Genomic DNA, 19693 nt, shown 5'->3' on the forward strand with positions numbered 1-19693 from the left:
TTTTTTACTCTATTTTAGGCGATCTATCTCTTTTTAGCTGCATTAATTCCCTTTTAGCCGGATTCATAAAGTTATGTTTCAAGATATATATTTCTACTTATAATGTGCAGCAATTCACATTTCTTCCTATCTTTTCTTTTAGACATTCAGGGAATTCTTCGGAACGCCGACCCCTACATACACAAGTTTTGTTTCCAGAGGCACGCCGGTCCAGCCGGGGGGTGCCAGGTGCTTCCTGCTGACATCTATCCTGATGTCCTCTTTTCCAAGCCCTGCCCCGGTCATGTAATCCATAACAAGCTGTCTCCCCAGCTTTTCTGCATATTCCAGAGCTTCGTTATAGATTTCAAATTTCTTCCTTTCCGATGGGGAAAACACAATATACTCGTTTTTCTTTTCCTGCTGAAGGGCACTTTCTATAACTTCACTCTCCGGAGCTATGCCGTATTCCTCGTCCTCTTCGGGTTTTTCTTCCCTGGACTTGGGAACAAGTCTTGTTTTTATTAGAATCTCTACCCTTTTAATTCCTTTTCCGACAAGGGCGCCAACTGCATTGCCGACATCAGCGTGTTCGGGAACTATGAACTCGGCATTAATCAGTTTTCGCAGTTCTTCTACGTATGCCCCTACAGGACCCCCGAGAAGGACAACGGGAATTTCTATCCTGAAGCGTGTAAAGTTCTTTCCCAGAAGTACCCTGTCAATTTCATTTCTGGGCATTCCCTCTATAAGGTATGCTATCAGGTCTTCGGCAATGTTTCGCGCAACCCTGCGCTTTACTTCGGCACTGAGTGCTTCCGGGCTTAGCTTCAGAGGCCGCCCGAGCATATGGGCTCCTACCCTTGCAGCTTCCGCATCCCATTCGGTATACTCTCCCAGGACGTGCAGGGCATCGGTGGGTGTGAAACCTATAGCCTGAATCAGCCTTTTCTGTATGAGTGAATCGAGAATTGAGGGTGAAGGGCGTTTTTTCAGCGCTATGAGCAGGTCTCCGAAGGAAACGGGCTCGTTTCCTATATGCCTGTATATCTCCCGTTCTCCTGCCTTTAGCTCGATAGGCCTGAAACCCGTGCGGACAAAAAATTTCGTTACCTGGATGTTTTCACAGAGATACCCTTTTGCTACCCTGTTGTGCTTGAGTTTCTCCCTGAATTCGGGGTATACGACAGAAGCCCGGCATAGGGGAATAACCCGCCTGGGCCCTACATTGATCCTGTCCCCTTTGAGCCAGATGTGGCTGTCTCCTCCGGTTGCCGATGTCTCCATACGGATAGCTTTTACGCGGGTCTGCCAGCCTCCTACTACCGCCCCTGCACTACTGAGCTCCGGAAGCCCGTTCTGCATCATGGCTACATCCGTACTCGTACCGCCAACATCAATCATTGCGCACGTTTCAAGCCTGCTGAGGTGAGAGGCGCCCACAAGGCTTGCAGCTGGCCCTGAAAAGATAGTTTCGATGGGTTTTTCCAGGGCTTCCTCGATTCCGACCACCGACCCGTCGCATTTTAGCATCAGCATGTTTGCGTTGATTCCGCGGCTTTCGAATTCTCTGATTATTGCCCGGGTAAACTTATGAGTAATCGGGATGAGCTGGGCGTTCAGAAAAGCAGTTATAGCCCTTTCATAGGCTCCGAGATCCTGGGACAGCTCATGCCCGCACACAACAGGGTGTCCGGTAAGCTCCTTTACCGCTTTTTTGACCGCAAGCTCGTGTTCAGGGTTTCGGTTGCTGAAGTACGAAGAGACTGCAAAAGCCGAAACTTTACTCTGTACTGTGAGGGCGAATTCTTCTACGGAATCAAGATCCAGGGCTTTTAGTTCTTCTCCGTCGCTGTTGTGCCCGCCTGAGACCGCTATCCAGTGGTCTGTCGGAAGTTTCTCCGGGATCACATAGTCTCCTATCATGATCAGCCCTACCGGAAATCCGGTGCTTTCCAGAATTGTATTTGTGGATAGGGTGGTGGATACGGATACGAGCTTTATATCCTTAAGATAACCGGGGTCCAGTCTGTCGATTGCATTTTTCATCCCCGGCAGAGGGTCAGGGTAGGTCGTCAGGGCTTTGCTCGACTCAACTACCGCTCCATCAGAGTCCCTTACGATAACGGCATCAGTATAGGTGCCCCCTGCATCTATTCCAAGACTGAAGTGCATTTTCTTACTTACCTCTTTTATAAATTGGATAGTGACTTCTTCAGGCTTTCCGGAAAGTTATTCGTTTCTGGGTATGTTTTTGGTAATAATAATATTCAACCAGTAATGTTCAACCCGGTCAGGTTTCGGGCTGTTGCTTACAGTTGGGTTCCGGTACTGGTCAAAGCCTGTTATTATAATTAAAGTCCGAATAGTTGTTAAACATGTAGTAGCTAAATGGATATCTGGTTCTAATGAAACCTGAGTAATTGAATGATGATAATTGGATGAGGGGTAATTGAATTACGGGCAATTGAATGGTGGATAATTGAACGGTGAGTAATTGAATTGCGGGTAATTGAATGGTGGACAATTGAATGGTGGACAATTGAACGGCGAGTAATTGAATGGTGGATAATTGAACGGTGAGTAATTGAATGGTGAGTATTATGTCTAAAGTCTGTAAAATCCAGAAGGATTTTCTCTGGTCTTGGTCCGTGCAACAGTTTAACTAAATGGATAAAAGTCAACGTCGAAGGGGCCAATACGTTAAATCAGGAACGCAATTTTTCTCACTTCTGCATTAGGATTTATTTTTTATCGATCTTATTATTTTTTTATTATTTTATTTTTTTGGATTTATATTTTTTTGCTGGTTTTTGGTCTTCCTGGTTATGCCACTATCTTCTTTCCCCCTTCTTCGGAGGCCCTGAGCTTTTTCTGGAAACAACTTCTTTCCTGGGCAGGCTCTGCTTTTATAAGGGTATATATGCCCTCTCCGTAGGTTGTTTTGAGTCTCTCTTCTACCAGATCTGCAATCTCTGCAACTTCCTGAATGTTCAGAGAGCTATTTACAGTAATACAGGCATTGATTGCTATCCCGTTTCCTATTCTCCGGGTTTTAAGTTCTCCCGAACCCAGTACTCCTTCGGTTCGGTTTATTATCTCCCTGATCTTCCGATTGTTTTCTTCATCAAGGGAAGCTTCTATGAGTTCATTGGCAGTACCGTAGAGGAGTTTGCCCGAGGATCCGAGAAGATAAAGGCTTAGAAGAACCGCAATAAGGGAATCAGCCGCAGCCCAGGTTTTTCCGGGGAGAAACGTACATCCTATGCCCAGAGTAACAAAACAGGAAAGCACTAAATTTCTGAGCCGAGAGTTTCCTGTGTAAATGTCAGTTTCGAATGAAATTTCCTCTGTTTGTTTCCAGGCTCGCCTGCTGAAAAGAGGGATAATTTCTTTTGATACAAGGGCGAGAGCAGCTGCGGAGAGCGCAAACATTTCAGGGGTTTCCATCTCCTTTCCCTGAATAAACATAAGCAACTCTCCTGAAGCCAGACTTGCTGACTGGATGCCTGCAAACAGGAGCACACATGCTCCAGCTCCCGTAAAGAGGGTCGCAACTTTGCCATGTCCGTAATTATGGGTCCAATCTTCGGGTTTACTGGCAATGGAAAGGTCAAGAAGTTTTACGAGTTCATTGATTAGCTCTGAAAAGGAACGGACCGCATCCGCAAGAAGTGCCGTGCTGTGTCCCAGCAGTCCGGCAAACAATTTGAAAAGAGTTAGTGCAAGACTAAAAAAGAGCCCTGTATACGAGATTTTCCGGGTTTTATTCAAATTTTTGTTTGTCTTCATCCGAAATTCCCCGGCAATGAGTTTTTTAATCCTCCTTCATAAAGCGGGCCAATTCGAAAGGGTCGAAAAGAGTAATAATAAGAGTAATAATACGAGAATTGAATATATTAGGAAGCCTCGAAGCCTACATTTTTTCCCTAACGCGGTACATTACGCAGCATTCTTGGCCACTAAGATCAATAGATTTTGGGAGGGTAAGTGTTTTTGAAAACACAGATTAGTTTTTAACCTGTGTTTTCAAGGGTTGAAACTTTTTTTGGGCTTTCTGTCCTGTTTTTGCCCTGCCGTTTTTTGGGTTTTGTAGGTCGTCGAGGTTGGTGTATATTTTCCTCAGTTTCCGTTTTTTAGGTTCCGTTTTTTATTACTGAGGGTGTAATGCTGTCATTACTTTATCTTCAGAGTGGAGCAACTGTCTTCCCATGAACTTCATTCATTACCATGGCAAGAGCCGTATATAAAGATCCAAGGCCCATAATGAGTCCAACGTAGCCAGCCACTACAAGCAGTCCGGCACTTCCGGTTACGTTTACAATAGCCAGCAGCATAAACAGTATAAATAATGTTACAAATACAAACTGGAGGGCTCTGACTCCTATCTTCATTGTAATGATCAACATAACAAAGGTGTACACACCCCAGATGAAGAGATACGCGGCCATAGCGATTCCGGGTGAGGCTTCAACCCAGCCCATTGCAGGCATTATGATCAGTCCGGCCAGGGAGAACCAGAAGAGGCCGAAGGCTGAAAAGGCAGTTCCTGCAAAAATATCTCCTTTCTTCCAGGACATGATTCCTGCAAACACCTGGGCAAATCCTCCCAGGAATATTGCCATGGAGACAATCATTGACCCTACAGGGTACACACCAATGTAGCTCAGACTTAACAGAACTGCAGCGAGGCCCAACCCGGTAAAACCGAGAGGAGCGGCATTTGCGGTTTTATCAATAATTATTGTAGAAGTTCCTGCGTTTTCGCTCATGATTATTCCCCTGAAGCCATTTTTCGAAAAAATTAAAAAAAGGAAGTTTAGGGCTTAGAGCCCGTAGTTTTCGGTCTTGAAAACTGCAACTTCCTGCTTGAATTTGGTCAGGTTGTCACTCATGAACTTGTCAGCATCGTCGGTAAGGGCTACAAGGTCGGCTTTAACCTTTGCAAGAGCATTGGTTTCGAACCTTGTGAGTCTCAGCTTGCCGGAGTTGATGCCTTCTTCTACAATGTTGCAGCACTCGATTGCAGCAGCCTTTGCACGGAGGTAGTTGTTGTCACCGTTCTTTGCAATTGCTTCTCCAACCTTGTATGCATTGTCATAGGCAAGGACATAGCCCTGTGGGTCTCTGTACTTGTCAGAGAGGGTGAGGATGTCCCTCAGGTCCTTTGCCTTTCCGAGTTTCAGGGCAACGTTCATCATGGAACAGTCGTATGCAAGAGTCTCGGACCAGCACTGAACGGTGGTACCACCGAATTCACCGTGGTATTCAACGGACTCGTTGGACCAGAGGTCACAGCACTGCATGGTCAGGTTACCCATTACGTCAGAGTGGGCACAGGTTGAGGTCTTACCTTCCTGAGCAATAGGGACACCTGAGATGGACTTTACGATGGTGTTTTCGTATCCGCAGTCCTTTCCAGGGCCGGTTGCGCCTGCTTCATATGCACAGAGGGACCTTGCTGCAGAGATTGCCCTTGCAACGATTGCGGTTGTGTGTGCGAGGTTCTTGTCAAGGAGACCGCCTGCGATGAACATTGCAGTGTTTGCCTGGGCACAGTCTGTGTCACCGGCTGCAACTACGCCGTTCTTCTTTGCGATGTCTGCAATGTCGGACCAGACCATTTCCATGTCCATGCTGCCGAGCACACCGATACCGAAGAGGATACCTGCAGTGTCGTTCCTGAGGATGGAGTAGTCGAATACTTCCTTACCACCCATTGACTCAACGGAAAGCAGGTCTGCACCGTTCTGGGCGCACTGTTCAAAGGCTTCCATAAAGGTGCTGTATTTGTCTCCTCTGAGCTGGAGGTAGTCACGGTCTTCACGGATGTCACCGATGGTGTGGCGGAGGGCGCACTTTATGCCGTATTCATCGTGGTATTCTTCCATGATGGTCTTCTGGGCGTGTGCAACAGCGCCTCCCCAGTCGGGGTTGTTGGACATCTGTTCGACGTGTTCGGTTTCGAGTACGATGGAGGGTGCACCGATCTGGACCATTCTTGCCATTGCGTCGGTGGTGATCCTTTCGTATTCTTTTACTAGTTTGTCTTTGGACTTGCCTGCCTGAGGTCTCGGGGCGTAGTTCAGTTCAGGAGTTGTGTATCCAGCACCGATCTCGAGGCCAAGCCCTGCCTTTACTGGGAATTTTGAGTTCCCGAAGAGCATGTCATCTGCTTTAGCGTAAGCCATTGAAGTGTATTTCTTTACCATTTTGCTCCCTCCGATTAGTGCTTGTGGAATTCCTCTCTTAATTTCTCAATGTCGTCTCCGCTTGAAACGATTGCGTCAGCAATCTTCACAGCGTCTGAAGCTTCTTCACCATAAACTCCGAGGTCGTACTGAGCAACGAAGTCCTGGTTCACAGCACCGCCACCACATGCGAAGGGCATTTTTATTCCCTTTTCAAGGAGCTTGTCGTTGATTTCCTTGAATGCGTACATGGTGGTTGTCATGAGAGCAGTACCTGTCAGCATCATTGGCTTTTCTTTTTCAACAGCTGCAATGACTTCGTCAACAGGGACATCTCTGCCCAGGTCAGTTACGTCATAGCCGGCTGCTCTCAGGAGGGCAGCAACAATGTTCTTACCGATGTCATGGACGTCACCTTCTGCAACATGGCAGACGACCTTGCCCTTTGGCTCAGGTACTTCGGTGGTCTGGGACTTGCAGAATTCAATACCGTTCAGCATTGCGTCTGCAGACATCATAACATTGGGGAGGAAAATGATACCTTCGTCGTAGAGCTGGGATACAACACCCATGCCTACCATCAGGGCATCGTTGATAAGGTCGATTGGCTTCTTGCCTGCATCGATTGCGGCTTTGAGGGCATCAACAACGTCGTCTTCTTCTCCCTCGTAGATTGCTTTTGCAATTGGGTAGATGAGTTCATCCTTCGGGTAAAGCTCTTCTGCTGCTTCGTCAGGGGTCATTTCCTTTTCGAGGGCGACGTTATAGCGTACTAATATGCCATCGATGTCTTCCAGTTTCAAATCCAACATATTTTAACCTCCATTTTAATAATGAAGCGATCTCAGATTGCTCAGATCTTCGATCCTGCAAGTTGCATCTTCCCTATTTCAGATATATTCTTCCTAATATATTCTGAAACAATGTAAATGAATTCGAAAACCTCCAGATCGAATTCTTTTCATTGTGGGGGTATAGATAACCTCTTTATGGTGTACTGGTTGCACGAGAGTGCCGAATTACAGGCCTGTTTTTCCTGTTTTTCAGGCTCCTTAGAAATGATTGCTGATTTCCCGGTATACGGGATTCCAGTTCTTATTTTCAGGTGCCAGTAGACCTTTTCTTCCCAGTTAACTAATGAAAGGTGTACTCCCTTGCAACTCGGGAATTCACTTGCAGATGACAGTTGGATTTCCTCGCATATACCTTCATCTGTGCTAATTTTTGCGCAGCTATAATTTTATAATTCTCAATCCAATTTTTTCCGCAAATGATTTTATAAAAAAGAATTGTTTTTTTGTTTCCATTGTTTTAATCAATGGGATCAAAATTTATCTGGCAATTATTCTTTTTTCAAGGGGACTTTTTCTTGCGGACCTTGAAAAACTGAAGGTCTTTATTTGAACTACGGAGGTTATCAAGTGGATTTGTTTTATCTGGAATCTTCAACAAGGCAAAATCTGATGCATTGGGACTTTCTTCTGGAAACATGCAAGTAAGTTTTACATCCTCAATCATTTTTCTCGGGGGTTTCCAGACTTTTATTCTCTTCCTTATATATTTTGTAGATTTTTAAAGTCTCGGGCTTTAAATTGTCCCTTAGTTCGGCTAAATCAAATTTCTTGCCTTTTTCCTGCTGTTTTTTAAAATGTGAGCGAACTTTTTCCCTGGTAGGTTATTGCATCTCTGTTTTTAATTTTTCCGGAGGAAGAACTTCCGAATATTTTCAGCAAATCTGTTGCAATCCTGAAGCCAGGTTTTTCTGGAAGACTGAAAGAGCATTTTTCCTCTCTACATGAAGGACTCTTTCGGGCAAGGAGCGAGGACAATTTTAACCTATATAAACTTTTTGTATGTCAGGCCGCAGCTTTCCTCAACCGGAAACATCCTTCCTTCAGAAGTTCCTCTGTTTAAGGGGGTTTATTAGAACCGGACTGTAGCCGGAGCCGCTTTTTTCCACTTTCATAAATGAAAGCTGTCTGTCTTCCAGCTGCTCACTTACCGTTGTGTCCACGGTCTCTATAAGTTCTTCCCTGGGTACGGATGTCACCGCAGAGAGTACCTTTAGCCTTGAGCGGGACTTATTTTCTTTTTTGAGGATCTCAATTTCGGGTTTTTCATATGCTGAAGTCACGCTTCCCTTTACAAAATTCTCTTTGTGTGCAAAGGAAACTTTGATATGCCCTGTAAATTCGGGGTTCAATTGCGTCACTCTCTTTCTTATACTGTCCAGGATCTGCCCGGAAACGGAGACAGCCGTTTCAAGAGGTATCTCCTGTGAAGTAATCTCGAACTCGGTTGAGTAAGCTGAAACTCCGGACATTTCAACGGAGTTTCTTGCTTCAATTAAGTTTCTTGCTTCAATTGAGTTTCTTGCTTTTCCTGAATTTTTCACCTCACAGGCAGTTTTATCCTGGCTGCTTACCCCGGCCAGCCTGAAAAATTTGTCCAGACCTTCTCCTCCCTGTCTGGCAGAGAAGTGAACGGTCCTTGCTCTCGGGTTCAATTTGCGAAGAAGCAAGCATGTCTCCAGAAGTTTTTCCTGCCCTATTAGGTCCACTTTGTTTATGCCCAGGATCTCAGCATCCTCTATCTGGTTTCGGACAAAGTTCTGCAGGTCTTCTATGCCCGTGCTCAGGCGGGTGGGGTCCACAATATTTACTATCGGAGTAAAACTAATCTCCGAAAGACCCATGCTTTCGATATTGCTTTTGATCTGTCTCGGAAAGGCTATCCCTGTAGGCTCTATTATAATAGTATCCGGACGATAGGAGAGCATAAGGCTACTCAGGGTATACTCCATACTGATCCTGAGAGTACAGCAAACACATCCGCTTGTAATTTCCCGGGTTTCCACTCCTCCTCCCGCGATGGTATCTCCGTCAATCCCTACTTCTCCTATTTCATTGACAATGATTGCCGTCCGCTGTCCCCGGGCTCCAAGGTATTCGACAAGTTTCCTTATTGTTGTCGTTTTTCCGCTTCCGAGGAATCCTCCGATTATCATGCATTTCATGGCTCTGCCCTCTTCCTCATGCCTTCAGGTAAAAATTGAATATAGTTAAGAATTGAGCATCGTGTAAGGTTAAATCGAATCCCAGGTAAGAACCGGGCATTCTTTCCGGAATATCGCCTGCGCTGTCGGCAGTATTATTATAGTGCTGATCGCCTGCCTTACATCTTTATAAGGGCAGGAATATTGCCCCTTTCCTACCTGGGGTTAGCAGTAAATGGGGCGTACCTGTCCTATGCTTCAGGTTTTACATCTTTCCTTTAAACCCTAAAAATGGCAAAAGGGTTTGGAAAGAACCTTTTATCCGTTTTTTTCTCTTTGATACTCTTTTTGCGAGGTGCTTCAGGTTTGGAGTATCAAGTCGTTTTTCCCGGCTTCTGGACGGCAATCTTCCGATAAATGGCAAAACCGGAGTATATCGCCCATTCAGAGTTTTATTTAGTGTTTTTCCGGGTACAGATACCCTCCCGGAAAGGCATCTTTAAATGGCAAATCCGTGCCTTTCCGGAAAAGAGTATTGCAGGTCTAACTTCCTTTTCGGTGCATATGACAACAATGCCCTTGGAGAGGGAGTGGCACTGTTATCAGCGTGATATTTTTTGAATTTTTCCGGCTCCCTTTCCGGATTTCTGCTTTCATGCCTGTTTCATCTCTTCGGCACTATCTCGTCAATTCTGAGTACGTTTCTTGCCGTCTCCGTGCCCGCAATAATTGCGAGTTTCTTTACCGTTGCCGAGTCGTAGACTTTTGGCCCCTTATCCGTTATCTTTCTTGAGAGGTCTATCCTTGCCTCCACCCCTCTTGCATACGAATTTCTCAGCTGCGCCATTGCATCGATCTCATTCATTCCCATATTTCTGGCAAGGATCACTGGAATTTTTTCAAGGGCTTCGGCATAAGCCCGGACTGCCAGCTGTTTCTTTCCCGTCTGCGTTGCCGCAAATAGCCTGACCATATGCGCAAGCTCAAACTCAATTGCCCCTCCTCCGTTTACGATTTCCCTGTTTTTCCCGAGGAAGGCCGCATTGTTCAGGGCGTCATCAACAGCCTCTTCCACCTTGTCAAGCCCGTATTTTACAGGTTCCCGGATCAGGATGGTAGCTATTGTCTTCTCTTTCACGGTAATGAAAACAAAATTTTCCCCGTTTTTCTTTTCAAGTTTTATACTGTCTGCCTTTCCGAGGTCGTAGGGGTGAATCTCATCCGACCTGGCCATCAGGGCCGTACCTGTGGCTTCCGCAAGCTTTTCGAGGTCTTTCATCTTCAGCTTCTTGAAAGCCAGAATATTCCCGTCCCTGAGCAGGGTTTCTATGTAAGGGTCGATATCTCCCTCACAGAAGAGGACATCTGCTCCCGAATCAATAATCTTCCGGGCAATTTCCCCGCACATCTGTTTTTTCCTCTCCTCAAAAAGGAGCGCAGTCTGCACTGAATCCATTTTTAGGTTGTGCTGGGGGTTCAAATATCCGCTTTTTATTTTGAGGTCATAATTTATGATCAGGACCGCAGGGTTCTCGAACTCGGCTGGCATATCCTCCCTTGCCGGGTTTTCGTCCATAATCAGGCCTTCTACTGCAACGATTTCCGGTCCGCCTTTCTTCTTGAGGATCTTGACGTTCCTATTCAGGTCAAGCCTTCCGGCCTGTTTTTCTGAAAGGTGGCTTATAACCTTCAGGACAATATCCGTAACGGCCTGTGCCTGCTGCCTTTCAATCCCCTTCCCTGTTGCCGAGCACATTATGGTTGTGCGGATATCCTCTTCCGATGCCTGCTTTATGCTGTACTGCAGCATCTCATACGTTTTTTGCATGGCAAGTTCGTACCCTTCGATAACAATTGTAGGGTGCACTCCTGCCCTGATTAGCCTGACTGCGTTTTTAATCAGGTTGCTTGCAAAAATGACTGCCGTTTTGGTGCCGTCTCCGCAGGCTTTGTCCATTGATTCCGCAAGCTTTTTGAGGGAGGTCACTACCGGGTGAAGCACATCCATTTCTTTCAGGATTACTTTTCCGTCGCTCGTAACGAAAATGTCTCCCACGGGGTTTACTATTATCTTGTTCATCCCTCTCGGCCCGAGGGATGAGCTCAGTAGCTCGCCAATTTCTATTGCTGCCCTTTCAAGCTGGTCGATCAGCTCCTCTTCTTTTACCGGCTCATCGATCAGGATCTTGTCCCTTATCGTCCGCGCCAGTTTTGCCATTCCGTCCTGGCTTTCAGGGCTCGTGCTGCCCGGTGTTTTCAGTTCGCTTGCCATGTCCTCTCCTCATTTGCTGCGATTCCTGCTGTTTCTGGCCTGCCGGAAGTTTTATTTCCGGTTAATATTCAACCATTCTTCGAAATTGCATCCGAATCTCGGATCTTTTTTTTCGGGTTTTTATCCGGGGATTTTCTGTTTGATTTTTGGTAGTTGCCGTTTTGGAAGTTTTGCTGTTTTTTGTTGGATCTTGGTGGGTGCTATTTTGGAAGTTTTGCTGTTTTGGAAGTTTTGCTGTTTTGGAGGTTTTGCTGTTTTGTTGGATCTTGGTGGGTGCTGTTTTGGAAGTTTTGCCGTTTTTTGTTGGATCTTGGTAGTTGCCGTTTTGGAGGGTTTGCTGTTTTTGTTATTTCATATGGAAATTTTTGCTGCCCGGATTATTTTTCTTTAAATGTGTGCTTAATGTCTGATGATTCGGAGAGTTGTCCTGTGCATTTGAGATAAGTATCAGGATTTTTCATTGTAAGATCCACTTCAGCAGGCAAATCGGAATATCTGGAATCAGTATATATATCTGTATATTCTATCGACCCAGAGGCTAAGCCCGATTTATAGCTCACAGGACTTGTTTCAATAACTGAATAACAGAAGAGGAATCTCTGAGATGAATGGCTCAGTTCCAGCTTATAGATTTCAGGGTGTACAGGACTCGAATAAAACATTTTTTTCTCGGCTTCAGGTACTTTCTGATGTCTCATCCGGTTTCACCTTTCTTATTTGAATATTTGAAAAGGTTCTCTGCCATCTCCTGAGGAAAATTTTCTGTTTTTCGGCCCAAATGTGTGTATCGTTTTTGTTCCCGTTTTTCCGTTTTCTTCTTTCCCGGCGCCTTTTTCCTGGTTTTTAGTTCGCTTGCACTTTTTTGAGGCAAAGGGCGCAGAAATAGCAAGAACCAAATTTTTTATTGTGATAAATAAAGGAAGGATGGGAAAGGTGCCCATCTCCTGCCTGGCAACCCAGGCTTGTTTTTTTCTTCTTAAATGTTCTCAGCAGGTTTATCCGATGATCTTCTTGTAGATTTCCGGACCCTTTTCTGCCACGGTATAGGTCTGGGCAGTGATGGAGTCGCAGGGCGCTCCCGGTGGGACTTCACAGCCTGTTGAAATCATGTATTTGGACTGCATGCCGTTCTCCTTGAGAGTGTTCAGGACGCTCTCCTGAAGGGCAATTGTGTCTGCCTTCATTTTCTGGAGGCCTTCAGGGCTGTTATCCAGGAAGATGATCGGACTGACCTCTCCACCGAACATGGTTTCTTTGCCATAGTTGCTGATCAGGTACTTGTGGTCCTTGGATCCTTTATCAACCTCATCAGGATAGAAGGTGTAGCTGTAGTACTGTGTGTTCCATTTGTTTATGAGCTCCCAGTGTGGGGCATCGGCACAGTTGTGGATAACAACAGGCTTGTTGTATTTCTTGTACAGCGGGGCGATCCTGTTCTGCATAACCTGGCCTTCGGACTTCATGTATTCGTCAGCGCTAAGGATGACGTTGTTTGTCCAGAGGGTAACCATACAGAGATTGTCAGGCTGGGCTTCTTCGAACATGCCCTTCATGATTTCTTCTACGTAGGTTGTGGTCTTGTCAAGGGCCTTGAGGACAACATCGGGGTTTGTCCTGAGGTCAGAGAGCACACGGGTTGCTCCCATGATCTGGGTCAGGGCGACCATCGGACCTTCGATCAGGGCGGTCATGGGTGCGCCAAGAGCATGTGCTTTCTCGGTTGCGAGCTTGTTGCCCTGGATCAGGTTGTAGGCACGTGTGCCTTCCTTAAGTTCGGGGACTTCAAGTTTCTCGTAGTCTTCGAGGTGGCCAATTGCTGCGGGGGTGTCCTCTTCAGGGTACCTGACGGTTGCACCGAAGTCAGCGGCATCAACACAGAGGTCGGTCAGGCCGACGAAGGTGTCCATATTGAAGTATTTGATGCCTGCTTCGACACAATCTGCATACTTCTCTGCCTTTGTGGAATAATCGGCATAGGAGCAGGGCACGAACTTTCTGGATACACCGCAGGCGAGAGGTGCTACCGGGAGCCTGTCGACCTTCTTGTCCTGGAAGGCAGCGCCAAACCTCTCTGCTTTGGTCATGGTTTCTTTGAACTTCGGAACTACGGTGTCGAATTCTGCGATGACTTTCTCAGCGGTTACCCTACCGATATCGATCTTTTCCTTGCCACTCTTCTGTGCGAGGGATTCTTTGTACTTCATCTTGCTTGCTGCAATTGCCGAGTCACTCCAGGCATCGGCAGGGATTTCGCTCACAAGGGAAGTAAGAGTCTCAACCGCTGTGCTTGCATCAAGGGCTGTGCCGTTTGCACCGATACTGTCTGCGAAAGTCCGAGAAACAGGTGCACCGCCGACCATGACAATGAGGGAGTCTCTGATTCCTTCTTCCTGGAGCTGTTCAATAACAGTTTCCATGCCGCTCATTGTGGTGGTCATGAGTGTGCTCATTGAGATTGCAGTTGCCTTCTTTTCCTTTGCGGTTTCTGCGAACTTATCGAGAGGCACGTCACAGCCAAGGTCTATCATGTTAAAACCGGCTGCAGTCATCATGGTCTTGACAAGGTTCTTGCCTATGTCATGGACGTCTCCTTCAACTGTACCAATGATGACATTCTTGGGGGAGGAGGTTCCGTCTATTTTTATGTAAGGGGTAAGGATGTCCATTCCTGCATACATTGCATCTGCTGCAAGTAGAAGGCTGGGGACAAAAGCTTCTCCCTTCTCGTACATGTCACTGATGATCTTCATGCCCTTTGCAAGGCCTTCGACTATTGCTTCGTATGCATCGAGCTCCTCGTCAAGGGCTTTCTGTGCGAATTCTTCTGCGAGCTCGTCGTCACCATCAACGACAGCATCAGCTAAAGCGTTCAGAATATCTTCTTTTGCCATTAGAAAAATCTCCTTTTTTATGAAGGATCCAGACAACCAATTTTCTGCCTGTTCTTCTGGATCTCTATCTGCTTTTATTTGGATCCATAACGGGTTCCACAGCCCGTTAATTCGCTGGATCCACTAATATACTCCTTAATCCACAAAATGACCATTATCCTGAAAATCAGGTTTTTCCTGAAAATCAGTATTTTCCAGCCGCGGTACAAACTGAAATTTTTCCCTGAATCCAGTACAGGTTTTTCCTTTCAGGCTTAAATGGTCACTACTGACAAATTGACTCTATGATATATAGCTTAACCGACAATGTTTTTTGATCCAATGGCAATTTTTTCCCTCCCGGAAAAATATAGTTTTCTTTATATTTTGCATGGAATGGATTTTTACTGGACTTCTAGTTTCAGAACCCGGGGGAAATTTGTTGTTTCTTTAGCTTTTGTGTTCCCGGCCTTTTTGCAAGCATGAGGTTTTTATTAGGGGGGGCGGAAAACTCCCTGCCTCTGGAAAAATAGAGCCTGCTAAATATTGAGGGGGGATGTAAACATAAAGGGTATTGAAAATTTGAGGGTAATGATCGGAGAAATGCAGATTGAAAAGTTGCGAACATCTCTCAGCCTATCGATCATCTCTCAGCCTATCGATCCTCTCTCAAGCTATTGATCCGCTCTTTTAAGCCCATTGCATTTATATCATTCGGTGTAAAAACAGGTATTTTGTTTTTCAGTATACTGAAAACAGTAGAGTATCTCTGACTTTTGTTTTATATCTTTTGATTTCTTGCTTATTCTGATAATTTAAATATAATATCTGTCGTTTTTATTATACTGATCAGAATCAAAATTTAAATATAATACTTATAATATAATTAATATGGTTTTGATCTAAAGAAGTTTTCCACTTTTAGATTCCAATTTCATATCAAAGATGTGTAGAAACCCCTTCTTTAATGTAGAGGTACTAACAAGAGCTGGTTTCAAAACGCTTTATTTACAGGTCATATAGTGCATCCTGGTAAAGTATTGGATTTATCCATTATGCTCTTGGCTAAATGTTGAAGCTATCCTTCCCGGAGGGCGAAGGCGGGTTTATGGGTAAAACTCCGGAAAACGGTAGTTCGGCTTAAAGTAACAGATGCATGGTTGGAAGCTGATAAACATGAGTTCCCTTATAGACTTGATTTTCTTCTCTGAAAAAAGAAAGAGTCTCCTTATTCAATTAGCTAATGGGCCGATGTATATTGATGAGATCAAGGATACTCTTAATGTAAAGGCATGTGCGGTGATGCCGCAGATAAAAAAACTGAAAGATATGGATATAATCGTACAGAAGGGAAGTGCTTACGAACTCTCGGATATCGGAGAGGTTATCGTTGAAAAGATGCTCCCTCTTACTTCTCTTCTGGATGTCTTTGACGGAAATAAGGACTACTGGTCGAAACATGATAGGTCCCCTATCCCAAGGCATCTGATACGGAAGATTGACATGCTTGGGAAATGTACTCTGGAAGAGCCTGATCTGGACCACCTCTTTGAATTCCCAAGGCATTTGCGGGACAGACTTTACAGTTCAAAGAGCCTTACGTCCTTTTACTCGTACTTCTGTCCCGATTGCCCTTCAATTCAGGCAAGCTGTGCAGAGGACGGAGCTGAAGTGAACCTGATCCTTGATGAAAAGGTATACAACAGGATGAAAAACGACTTTGAAGATGAATATAATACCTGCTTGAGAAACGGGGTTTCTCTTTATATTTACTCAGGCAAGGTAAGGCCTTCTTCCTTCATGGTTTCGGACAACTTCATGCTATTGAAGCTCTTTGGAAAAGACGGAGAGTTTGACCATAGAAAGATCATGAGTTTCACTCCGAGTGCTCTGGAATGGGGCAATGAACTTGCTCGGTATTATATAGACCGCTCGGAGAAAATCAATTAAAAAAGTGTTATCAACTGTCGGCCAGAATCATTTCCGGATTTTATTGAATCCCGGATATTGTTGAAGCTCTCTGGTTACGGCAGCCATGCAGAAATTCCGGAAAAGATGTTTGAAAAAGAAGGAGCAGGGGAACTTTTGACCTTACTCGCCTTTTCTTTCCTTCTTACTCTTTCTCTCTTACTCTTTTTCTTACTCTTTTTTCTTCTTACTCCTTCCTGCCTTTAATACTCGTGATTCTCTGTACATGTCCGTGCTGTTCATGTTCATGGTGTCCATGATGCTTCTGGTCGTGATCATGATCATGTCCGTTTTCAGCTTTATGTACGCCAATTCCCCTTTTCTCAAAGGTTTCGTGTACCGAACTGTTCACAGCATCTTTCAGAGCTTCCTTTTCAACGTTTGAGACTGCGGAGAGGATTTTAAATGTCGGCGTAGCGCCTTCTTTTGATTTAATTATCTCTTCCTGGGGCTCTTCGTAATAGATAGTAACGCTCTGTTTTACGGTTTCCAGCCCGTTGTCCAGGAAGAGTTTGATATGCCCTACAAATTCGGGGTTCAGCCTCAGAACTTTTCCCTTTATTGTATTCATTAATTCCGCAGTAAGCTCCCTGGTGGCTTCAGTGCTCAGGCTTCCTCCGTCTTCGATTTCAAACTCTGCAGCATAGCTGCCAACTCCTGAAGCTTTGATCGAATCTTCGGTTTCCTGGGTTTCCGGAGGTATGGACTTTTTTTCCGTGGCGGTTACCCGGGTTTTTTCCTGAACCTCTTTGAGTTCGGGGAGGACCATTTGCATGAAATTCTCAAACCTTTCTCCGGTATCCTTTCCTGACAGCAGAACCACCCTGGCTTTAGGGTTCAGCTGCTGTACCGAAGCCTCAAGGATCGGGATCCTGATGGGTTCTATCAGGTCCACCTTGTTTATTCCCAGGATTTCAGCATCTATAATCTGCCTCATGGCAAATTCTTTAACCTCTTTCATCAGATGCTTGAAGCGGCTACCGTCGATCAGGGTCACAAGGGGAGCGATTTTTACCTCTTCTCCAAGATTCATAAGCTCGACTTCGTTCCTGATAACGTGTGGGAAAGCAATTCCTGTGGGCTCGATCATCACGATATCGGGTTTGTACTCCTTTGTCAGAAGGTTCATTGTTGTCCTGAGCCCGACTTTCAGGGAACAGCAGATACATCCGCTTGTGATCTCCTTGGTGTCGAACCCGAACCTCTTGATCACGTCCCCGTCAATACCTATTTCTCCGATCTCGTTCACGATGATGGCAACTTTTTTTCCTTTTTCTGCCAGGTACTTACCCATATTGATAATGGTAGTAGTCTTCCCGCTTCCCAGGAAACCTCCAACAACAATGACGTCCACTTTCTCTCCTCCGTTTTCTGTTACTTTCTTATTATCGTCATTTTTTTGATTTTCATAATATGTAGTGTAAAATCCTGCTTTTAATTCATAAATATAAGTGTCAACTTTTCTATTCTAAAAGTATATTTTTCTATTTCTATACCCCTCCTTATAAAAAAGTACTTGCAGATGAAAAAAGGTGATATCCATGTTAAGGCATCATAGATTCGGATTGAACTCTGCAGAAGCTCAAAAATAACGTTAAAAAGAGCCTGTAGTTGCAAGCATAATGGATGTAGCTATTCGGTGTGACTATGTTAGTACAGAAAAACACAAAACATAAAGGAATCCAGGCATATTACAAACACTCATATTAGAGATATATGGTGGTTAAAGATATATGGTGGTTCCACGTCAAGGGTCTGGAGGAAGCCTTAATATGGAAACCACCTGTTTTTTTGGAGGTTAAATCTTAAATACGTCGGGTTTCACATGACGGGTAAGCATATCAGTCGTCAAGTTTTAATCCCTCATGGAATTATTTTTTGAAATCAGGCAAAGACTCTGAAGCAAGGCATCGTTTTTCTGAAATGGCGGCGTCGAGAATTATCCCTCAGCCAAATCTTTTTTATTTTACTTCATGAGGTCTTTGATGCTCATAATTTTCGTGTACATAATGCTTATGGTGGTCACATTCATGGCAGCAACAATCATGAACTACATCATGCTCATGTTCCTGTTCTCCATTACCATGCTCCCTTATATGGTCGTGTTTATGGTGATGATCATGCCCGTGGTGCTCATGTTCGTCGTGGTCATCGTCTTCTTCATGATATTCTTCCTCATCATGTCCGTGGTGATGATTATGTTCTTGACGATGGTTTCCATCTTTCTCATCATGTCCGTGGGGATGATCGTGTCCATGGTGATGCTCATGATCATGGCTGTGTTTGACCTGCTGAATCTCTATTCCCATTTTTTCAAATGTTTCTTGCACTGAACTGTTTACTGCATTTTTAAGAACTTCTTTTTCGACTTTTGAAACCGCAGAAAGAACTTTAAATGTCGGGGTAGCTCCATCATTCGATTTGAAAATATCTTCTTGCGGCTCTTCGTTATATATTGTAATGCTCTGTTTCACTGTTTCTGATCCGTTATCGAGGAAGAGCTTGATATGCCCCAAAAATTCCGGATTAAGTTTAAGGGTTTTTTCTTTTATTTTATTCATTATTTCAGTTGTAATGGTTCTTGCAGTTTCCTTACTAAGGTGTCTGCCGTCTTTTAAGGAATACTCTGCAGAATAACTGCCAATGGCATGCTTGAAAGAATCGCCATGATTATATGGGACATTTGAGGAGTTCTCTTCAGAACTATCAATTCCGCAGGCGTCGTTTGAGTTTTCAAAATCCGGTTGTGTGGATTCAGTCTCTTCTTCTGCCTTTTTGGTTTTATTTGGAATATCCTTTACTCCTGGAAGAACCAGTTGTATGAAGCTTTCAAACCTTTCTCCGGTGTCTTTTCCTGAAAGTATGACGACCTTGGCTGTCGGGTTAAGTTGCCGGACTGAAACTTCAAGAATGGGGATCTGAAGTGAGTCTATAAGATCCACCTTGTTTATCCCCAGGATTTCAGCATCTATAATCTGCCTCATGGCGAAATCCTTTATCTCTTTCATCAGATGCTTGAAGCGGCTTCCATCTATCAGAGTTACAAGGGGGGCAACTTTAACTTCTTCACCAAGGTTCATTAGCTTGAATTCGTTTTTAATGGAGTTTGGAAAAGCAATACCTGTGGGTTCGATCATCAGGATATCAGGCTTATACTCTTTCATGAGAGTATCGACTGTTGTTCTCAACCCCATTTTCAGGGTACAGCATATGCATCCGCTTGTGATCTCTTTGGTATCAAATCCGAATTTCTTAATTATATCCCCATCAATCCCTATCTCTCCTATTTCATTCACAATGATGGCGATTTTTTTTCCTTTATCTGCCAGGTATTTACCCATATTGATGACAGTTGTGGTCTTCCCGCTTCCCAGGAAACCACCAACAACAATTACGTCCATTTTTTGTCCTCTTTTTC

General features: G+C 44.7%; 13 protein-coding genes. 2 read left to right on the forward strand and 11 right to left on the reverse strand.

Features of this window, described 5'->3' with window-relative positions:
* Positions 1-138 precede the first annotated feature (138 nt).
* The 7 genes from ACSAZL_RS22170 to ACSAZL_RS22200 form a co-directional block, all read right to left on the reverse strand.
* On the reverse strand, positions 139-2154 hold the full coding sequence (locus ACSAZL_RS22170) for a hydantoinase/oxoprolinase N-terminal domain-containing protein (RefSeq protein WP_440946701.1): 2016 nt from the start codon (positions 2152-2154) through the stop codon (positions 139-141).
* Positions 2155-2805: 651 nt separating this feature from the next.
* Positions 2806-3771: a cation diffusion facilitator family transporter gene (locus ACSAZL_RS22175; protein ID WP_440946702.1), complete on the reverse strand. Its 966-nt coding sequence runs from the start codon at positions 3769-3771 to the stop codon at positions 2806-2808.
* 395 nt (positions 3772-4166) lie between these two features.
* Entirely contained in the window at positions 4167-4751 is a 585-nt protein-coding gene (locus tag ACSAZL_RS22180) for an acetate uptake transporter (protein WP_440946703.1), read from the reverse strand.
* A gap of 54 nt (positions 4752-4805) precedes the next feature.
* Entirely contained in the window at positions 4806-6191 is a 1386-nt protein-coding gene (mtaB, locus tag ACSAZL_RS22185) for a methanol--corrinoid protein co-methyltransferase MtaB (protein ID WP_440946704.1), read from the reverse strand.
* A 14-nt stretch (positions 6192-6205) separates the two neighbouring features.
* Positions 6206-6982, reverse strand: coding sequence for a methanol--corrinoid protein MtaC (gene mtaC / locus ACSAZL_RS22190; protein WP_440946705.1), 777 nt, complete (start codon positions 6980-6982; stop codon positions 6206-6208).
* A 1082-nt stretch (positions 6983-8064) separates the two neighbouring features.
* Complete coding sequence (locus ACSAZL_RS22195; protein WP_440946706.1) at positions 8065-9186, reverse strand: CobW family GTP-binding protein; 1122 nt, start codon at positions 9184-9186, stop codon at positions 8065-8067.
* Positions 9187-9829: 643 nt separating this feature from the next.
* The gene (locus tag ACSAZL_RS22200; protein ID WP_440946707.1) at positions 9830-11437 is read right to left on the reverse strand and encodes a TCP-1/cpn60 chaperonin family protein; all 1608 of its coding nucleotides are present in this window, start codon (positions 11435-11437) and stop codon (positions 9830-9832) included.
* A gap of 139 nt (positions 11438-11576) precedes the next feature.
* On the opposite strand from ACSAZL_RS22200, the gene ACSAZL_RS22205 reads away from it, so the two are divergent.
* The gene (locus ACSAZL_RS22205; RefSeq protein WP_440946708.1) at positions 11577-11828 is read left to right on the forward strand and encodes a hypothetical protein; all 252 of its coding nucleotides are present in this window, start codon (positions 11577-11579) and stop codon (positions 11826-11828) included.
* Here the strand turns inward: ACSAZL_RS22205 and ACSAZL_RS22210 are convergent.
* Both ACSAZL_RS22210 and ACSAZL_RS22215 read right to left on the reverse strand, forming a co-directional pair.
* Positions 11815-12135, reverse strand: coding sequence for a hypothetical protein (locus ACSAZL_RS22210; protein WP_440946709.1), 321 nt, complete (start codon positions 12133-12135; stop codon positions 11815-11817). The two genes, ACSAZL_RS22205 and ACSAZL_RS22210, sit on opposite strands and share 14 nt — an antisense overlap.
* A 297-nt stretch (positions 12136-12432) precedes the next feature.
* Complete coding sequence (locus tag ACSAZL_RS22215; RefSeq protein ID WP_440946710.1) at positions 12433-14328, reverse strand: uroporphyrinogen decarboxylase family protein; 1896 nt, start codon at positions 14326-14328, stop codon at positions 12433-12435.
* Between the two features lie 1230 nt (positions 14329-15558).
* On the opposite strand from ACSAZL_RS22215, the gene ACSAZL_RS22220 reads away from it, so the two are divergent.
* Entirely contained in the window at positions 15559-16257 is a 699-nt protein-coding gene (locus ACSAZL_RS22220) for a helix-turn-helix transcriptional regulator (RefSeq protein ID WP_440946711.1), read from the forward strand.
* Positions 16258-16462: 205 nt separating this feature from the next.
* Here ACSAZL_RS22220 and ACSAZL_RS22225 read toward each other — a convergent pair whose 3' ends face one another.
* Both ACSAZL_RS22225 and ACSAZL_RS22230 read right to left on the reverse strand, forming a co-directional pair.
* Entirely contained in the window at positions 16463-17629 is a 1167-nt protein-coding gene (locus tag ACSAZL_RS22225) for a GTP-binding protein (protein WP_440946712.1), read from the reverse strand.
* Between the two features lie 607 nt (positions 17630-18236).
* The gene (locus ACSAZL_RS22230) at positions 18237-19676 is read right to left on the reverse strand and encodes a GTP-binding protein (RefSeq protein ID WP_440946713.1); all 1440 of its coding nucleotides are present in this window, start codon (positions 19674-19676) and stop codon (positions 18237-18239) included.
* Positions 19677-19693: the final 17 nt, after the last annotated feature.

Origin of the sequence: Methanosarcina mangrovi (genome assembly GCF_052057765.1) — an archaeon.
Lineage (GTDB): Archaea > Halobacteriota > Methanosarcinia > Methanosarcinales > Methanosarcinaceae > Methanosarcina.

Bases quoted from the DNA above. Each gene is read 5' to 3' on its own strand.
- ACSAZL_RS22170 (WP_440946701.1), bottom strand. From the start codon at position 2,154: ATGCACTTCAGTCTTGGAATAGATGCAGGGGGCACCTATACTGATGCC.
- ACSAZL_RS22175 (WP_440946702.1), bottom strand. From the start codon at position 3,771: ATGAAGACAAACAAAAATTTGAATAAAACCCGGAAAATCTCGTATACA.
- ACSAZL_RS22180 (WP_440946703.1), bottom strand. From the start codon at position 4,751: ATGAGCGAAAACGCAGGAACTTCTACAATAATTATTGATAAAACCGCA.
- mtaB (WP_440946704.1), bottom strand. From the start codon at position 6,191: ATGGTAAAGAAATACACTTCAATGGCTTACGCTAAAGCAGATGACATG.
- mtaC (WP_440946705.1), bottom strand. From the start codon at position 6,982: ATGTTGGATTTGAAACTGGAAGACATCGATGGCATATTAGTACGCTAT.
- ACSAZL_RS22195 (WP_440946706.1), bottom strand. From the start codon at position 9,186: ATGAAATGCATGATAATCGGAGGATTCCTCGGAAGCGGAAAAACGACA.
- ACSAZL_RS22200 (WP_440946707.1), bottom strand. From the start codon at position 11,437: ATGGCAAGCGAACTGAAAACACCGGGCAGCACGAGCCCTGAAAGCCAG.
- ACSAZL_RS22210 (WP_440946709.1), bottom strand. From the start codon at position 12,135: ATGAGACATCAGAAAGTACCTGAAGCCGAGAAAAAAATGTTTTATTCG.
- ACSAZL_RS22215 (WP_440946710.1), bottom strand. From the start codon at position 14,328: ATGGCAAAAGAAGATATTCTGAACGCTTTAGCTGATGCTGTCGTTGAT.
- ACSAZL_RS22220 (WP_440946711.1), top strand. From the start codon at position 15,559: ATGTATATTGATGAGATCAAGGATACTCTTAATGTAAAGGCATGTGCG.
- ACSAZL_RS22230 (WP_440946713.1), bottom strand. From the start codon at position 19,676: ATGGACGTAATTGTTGTTGGTGGTTTCCTGGGAAGCGGGAAGACCACA.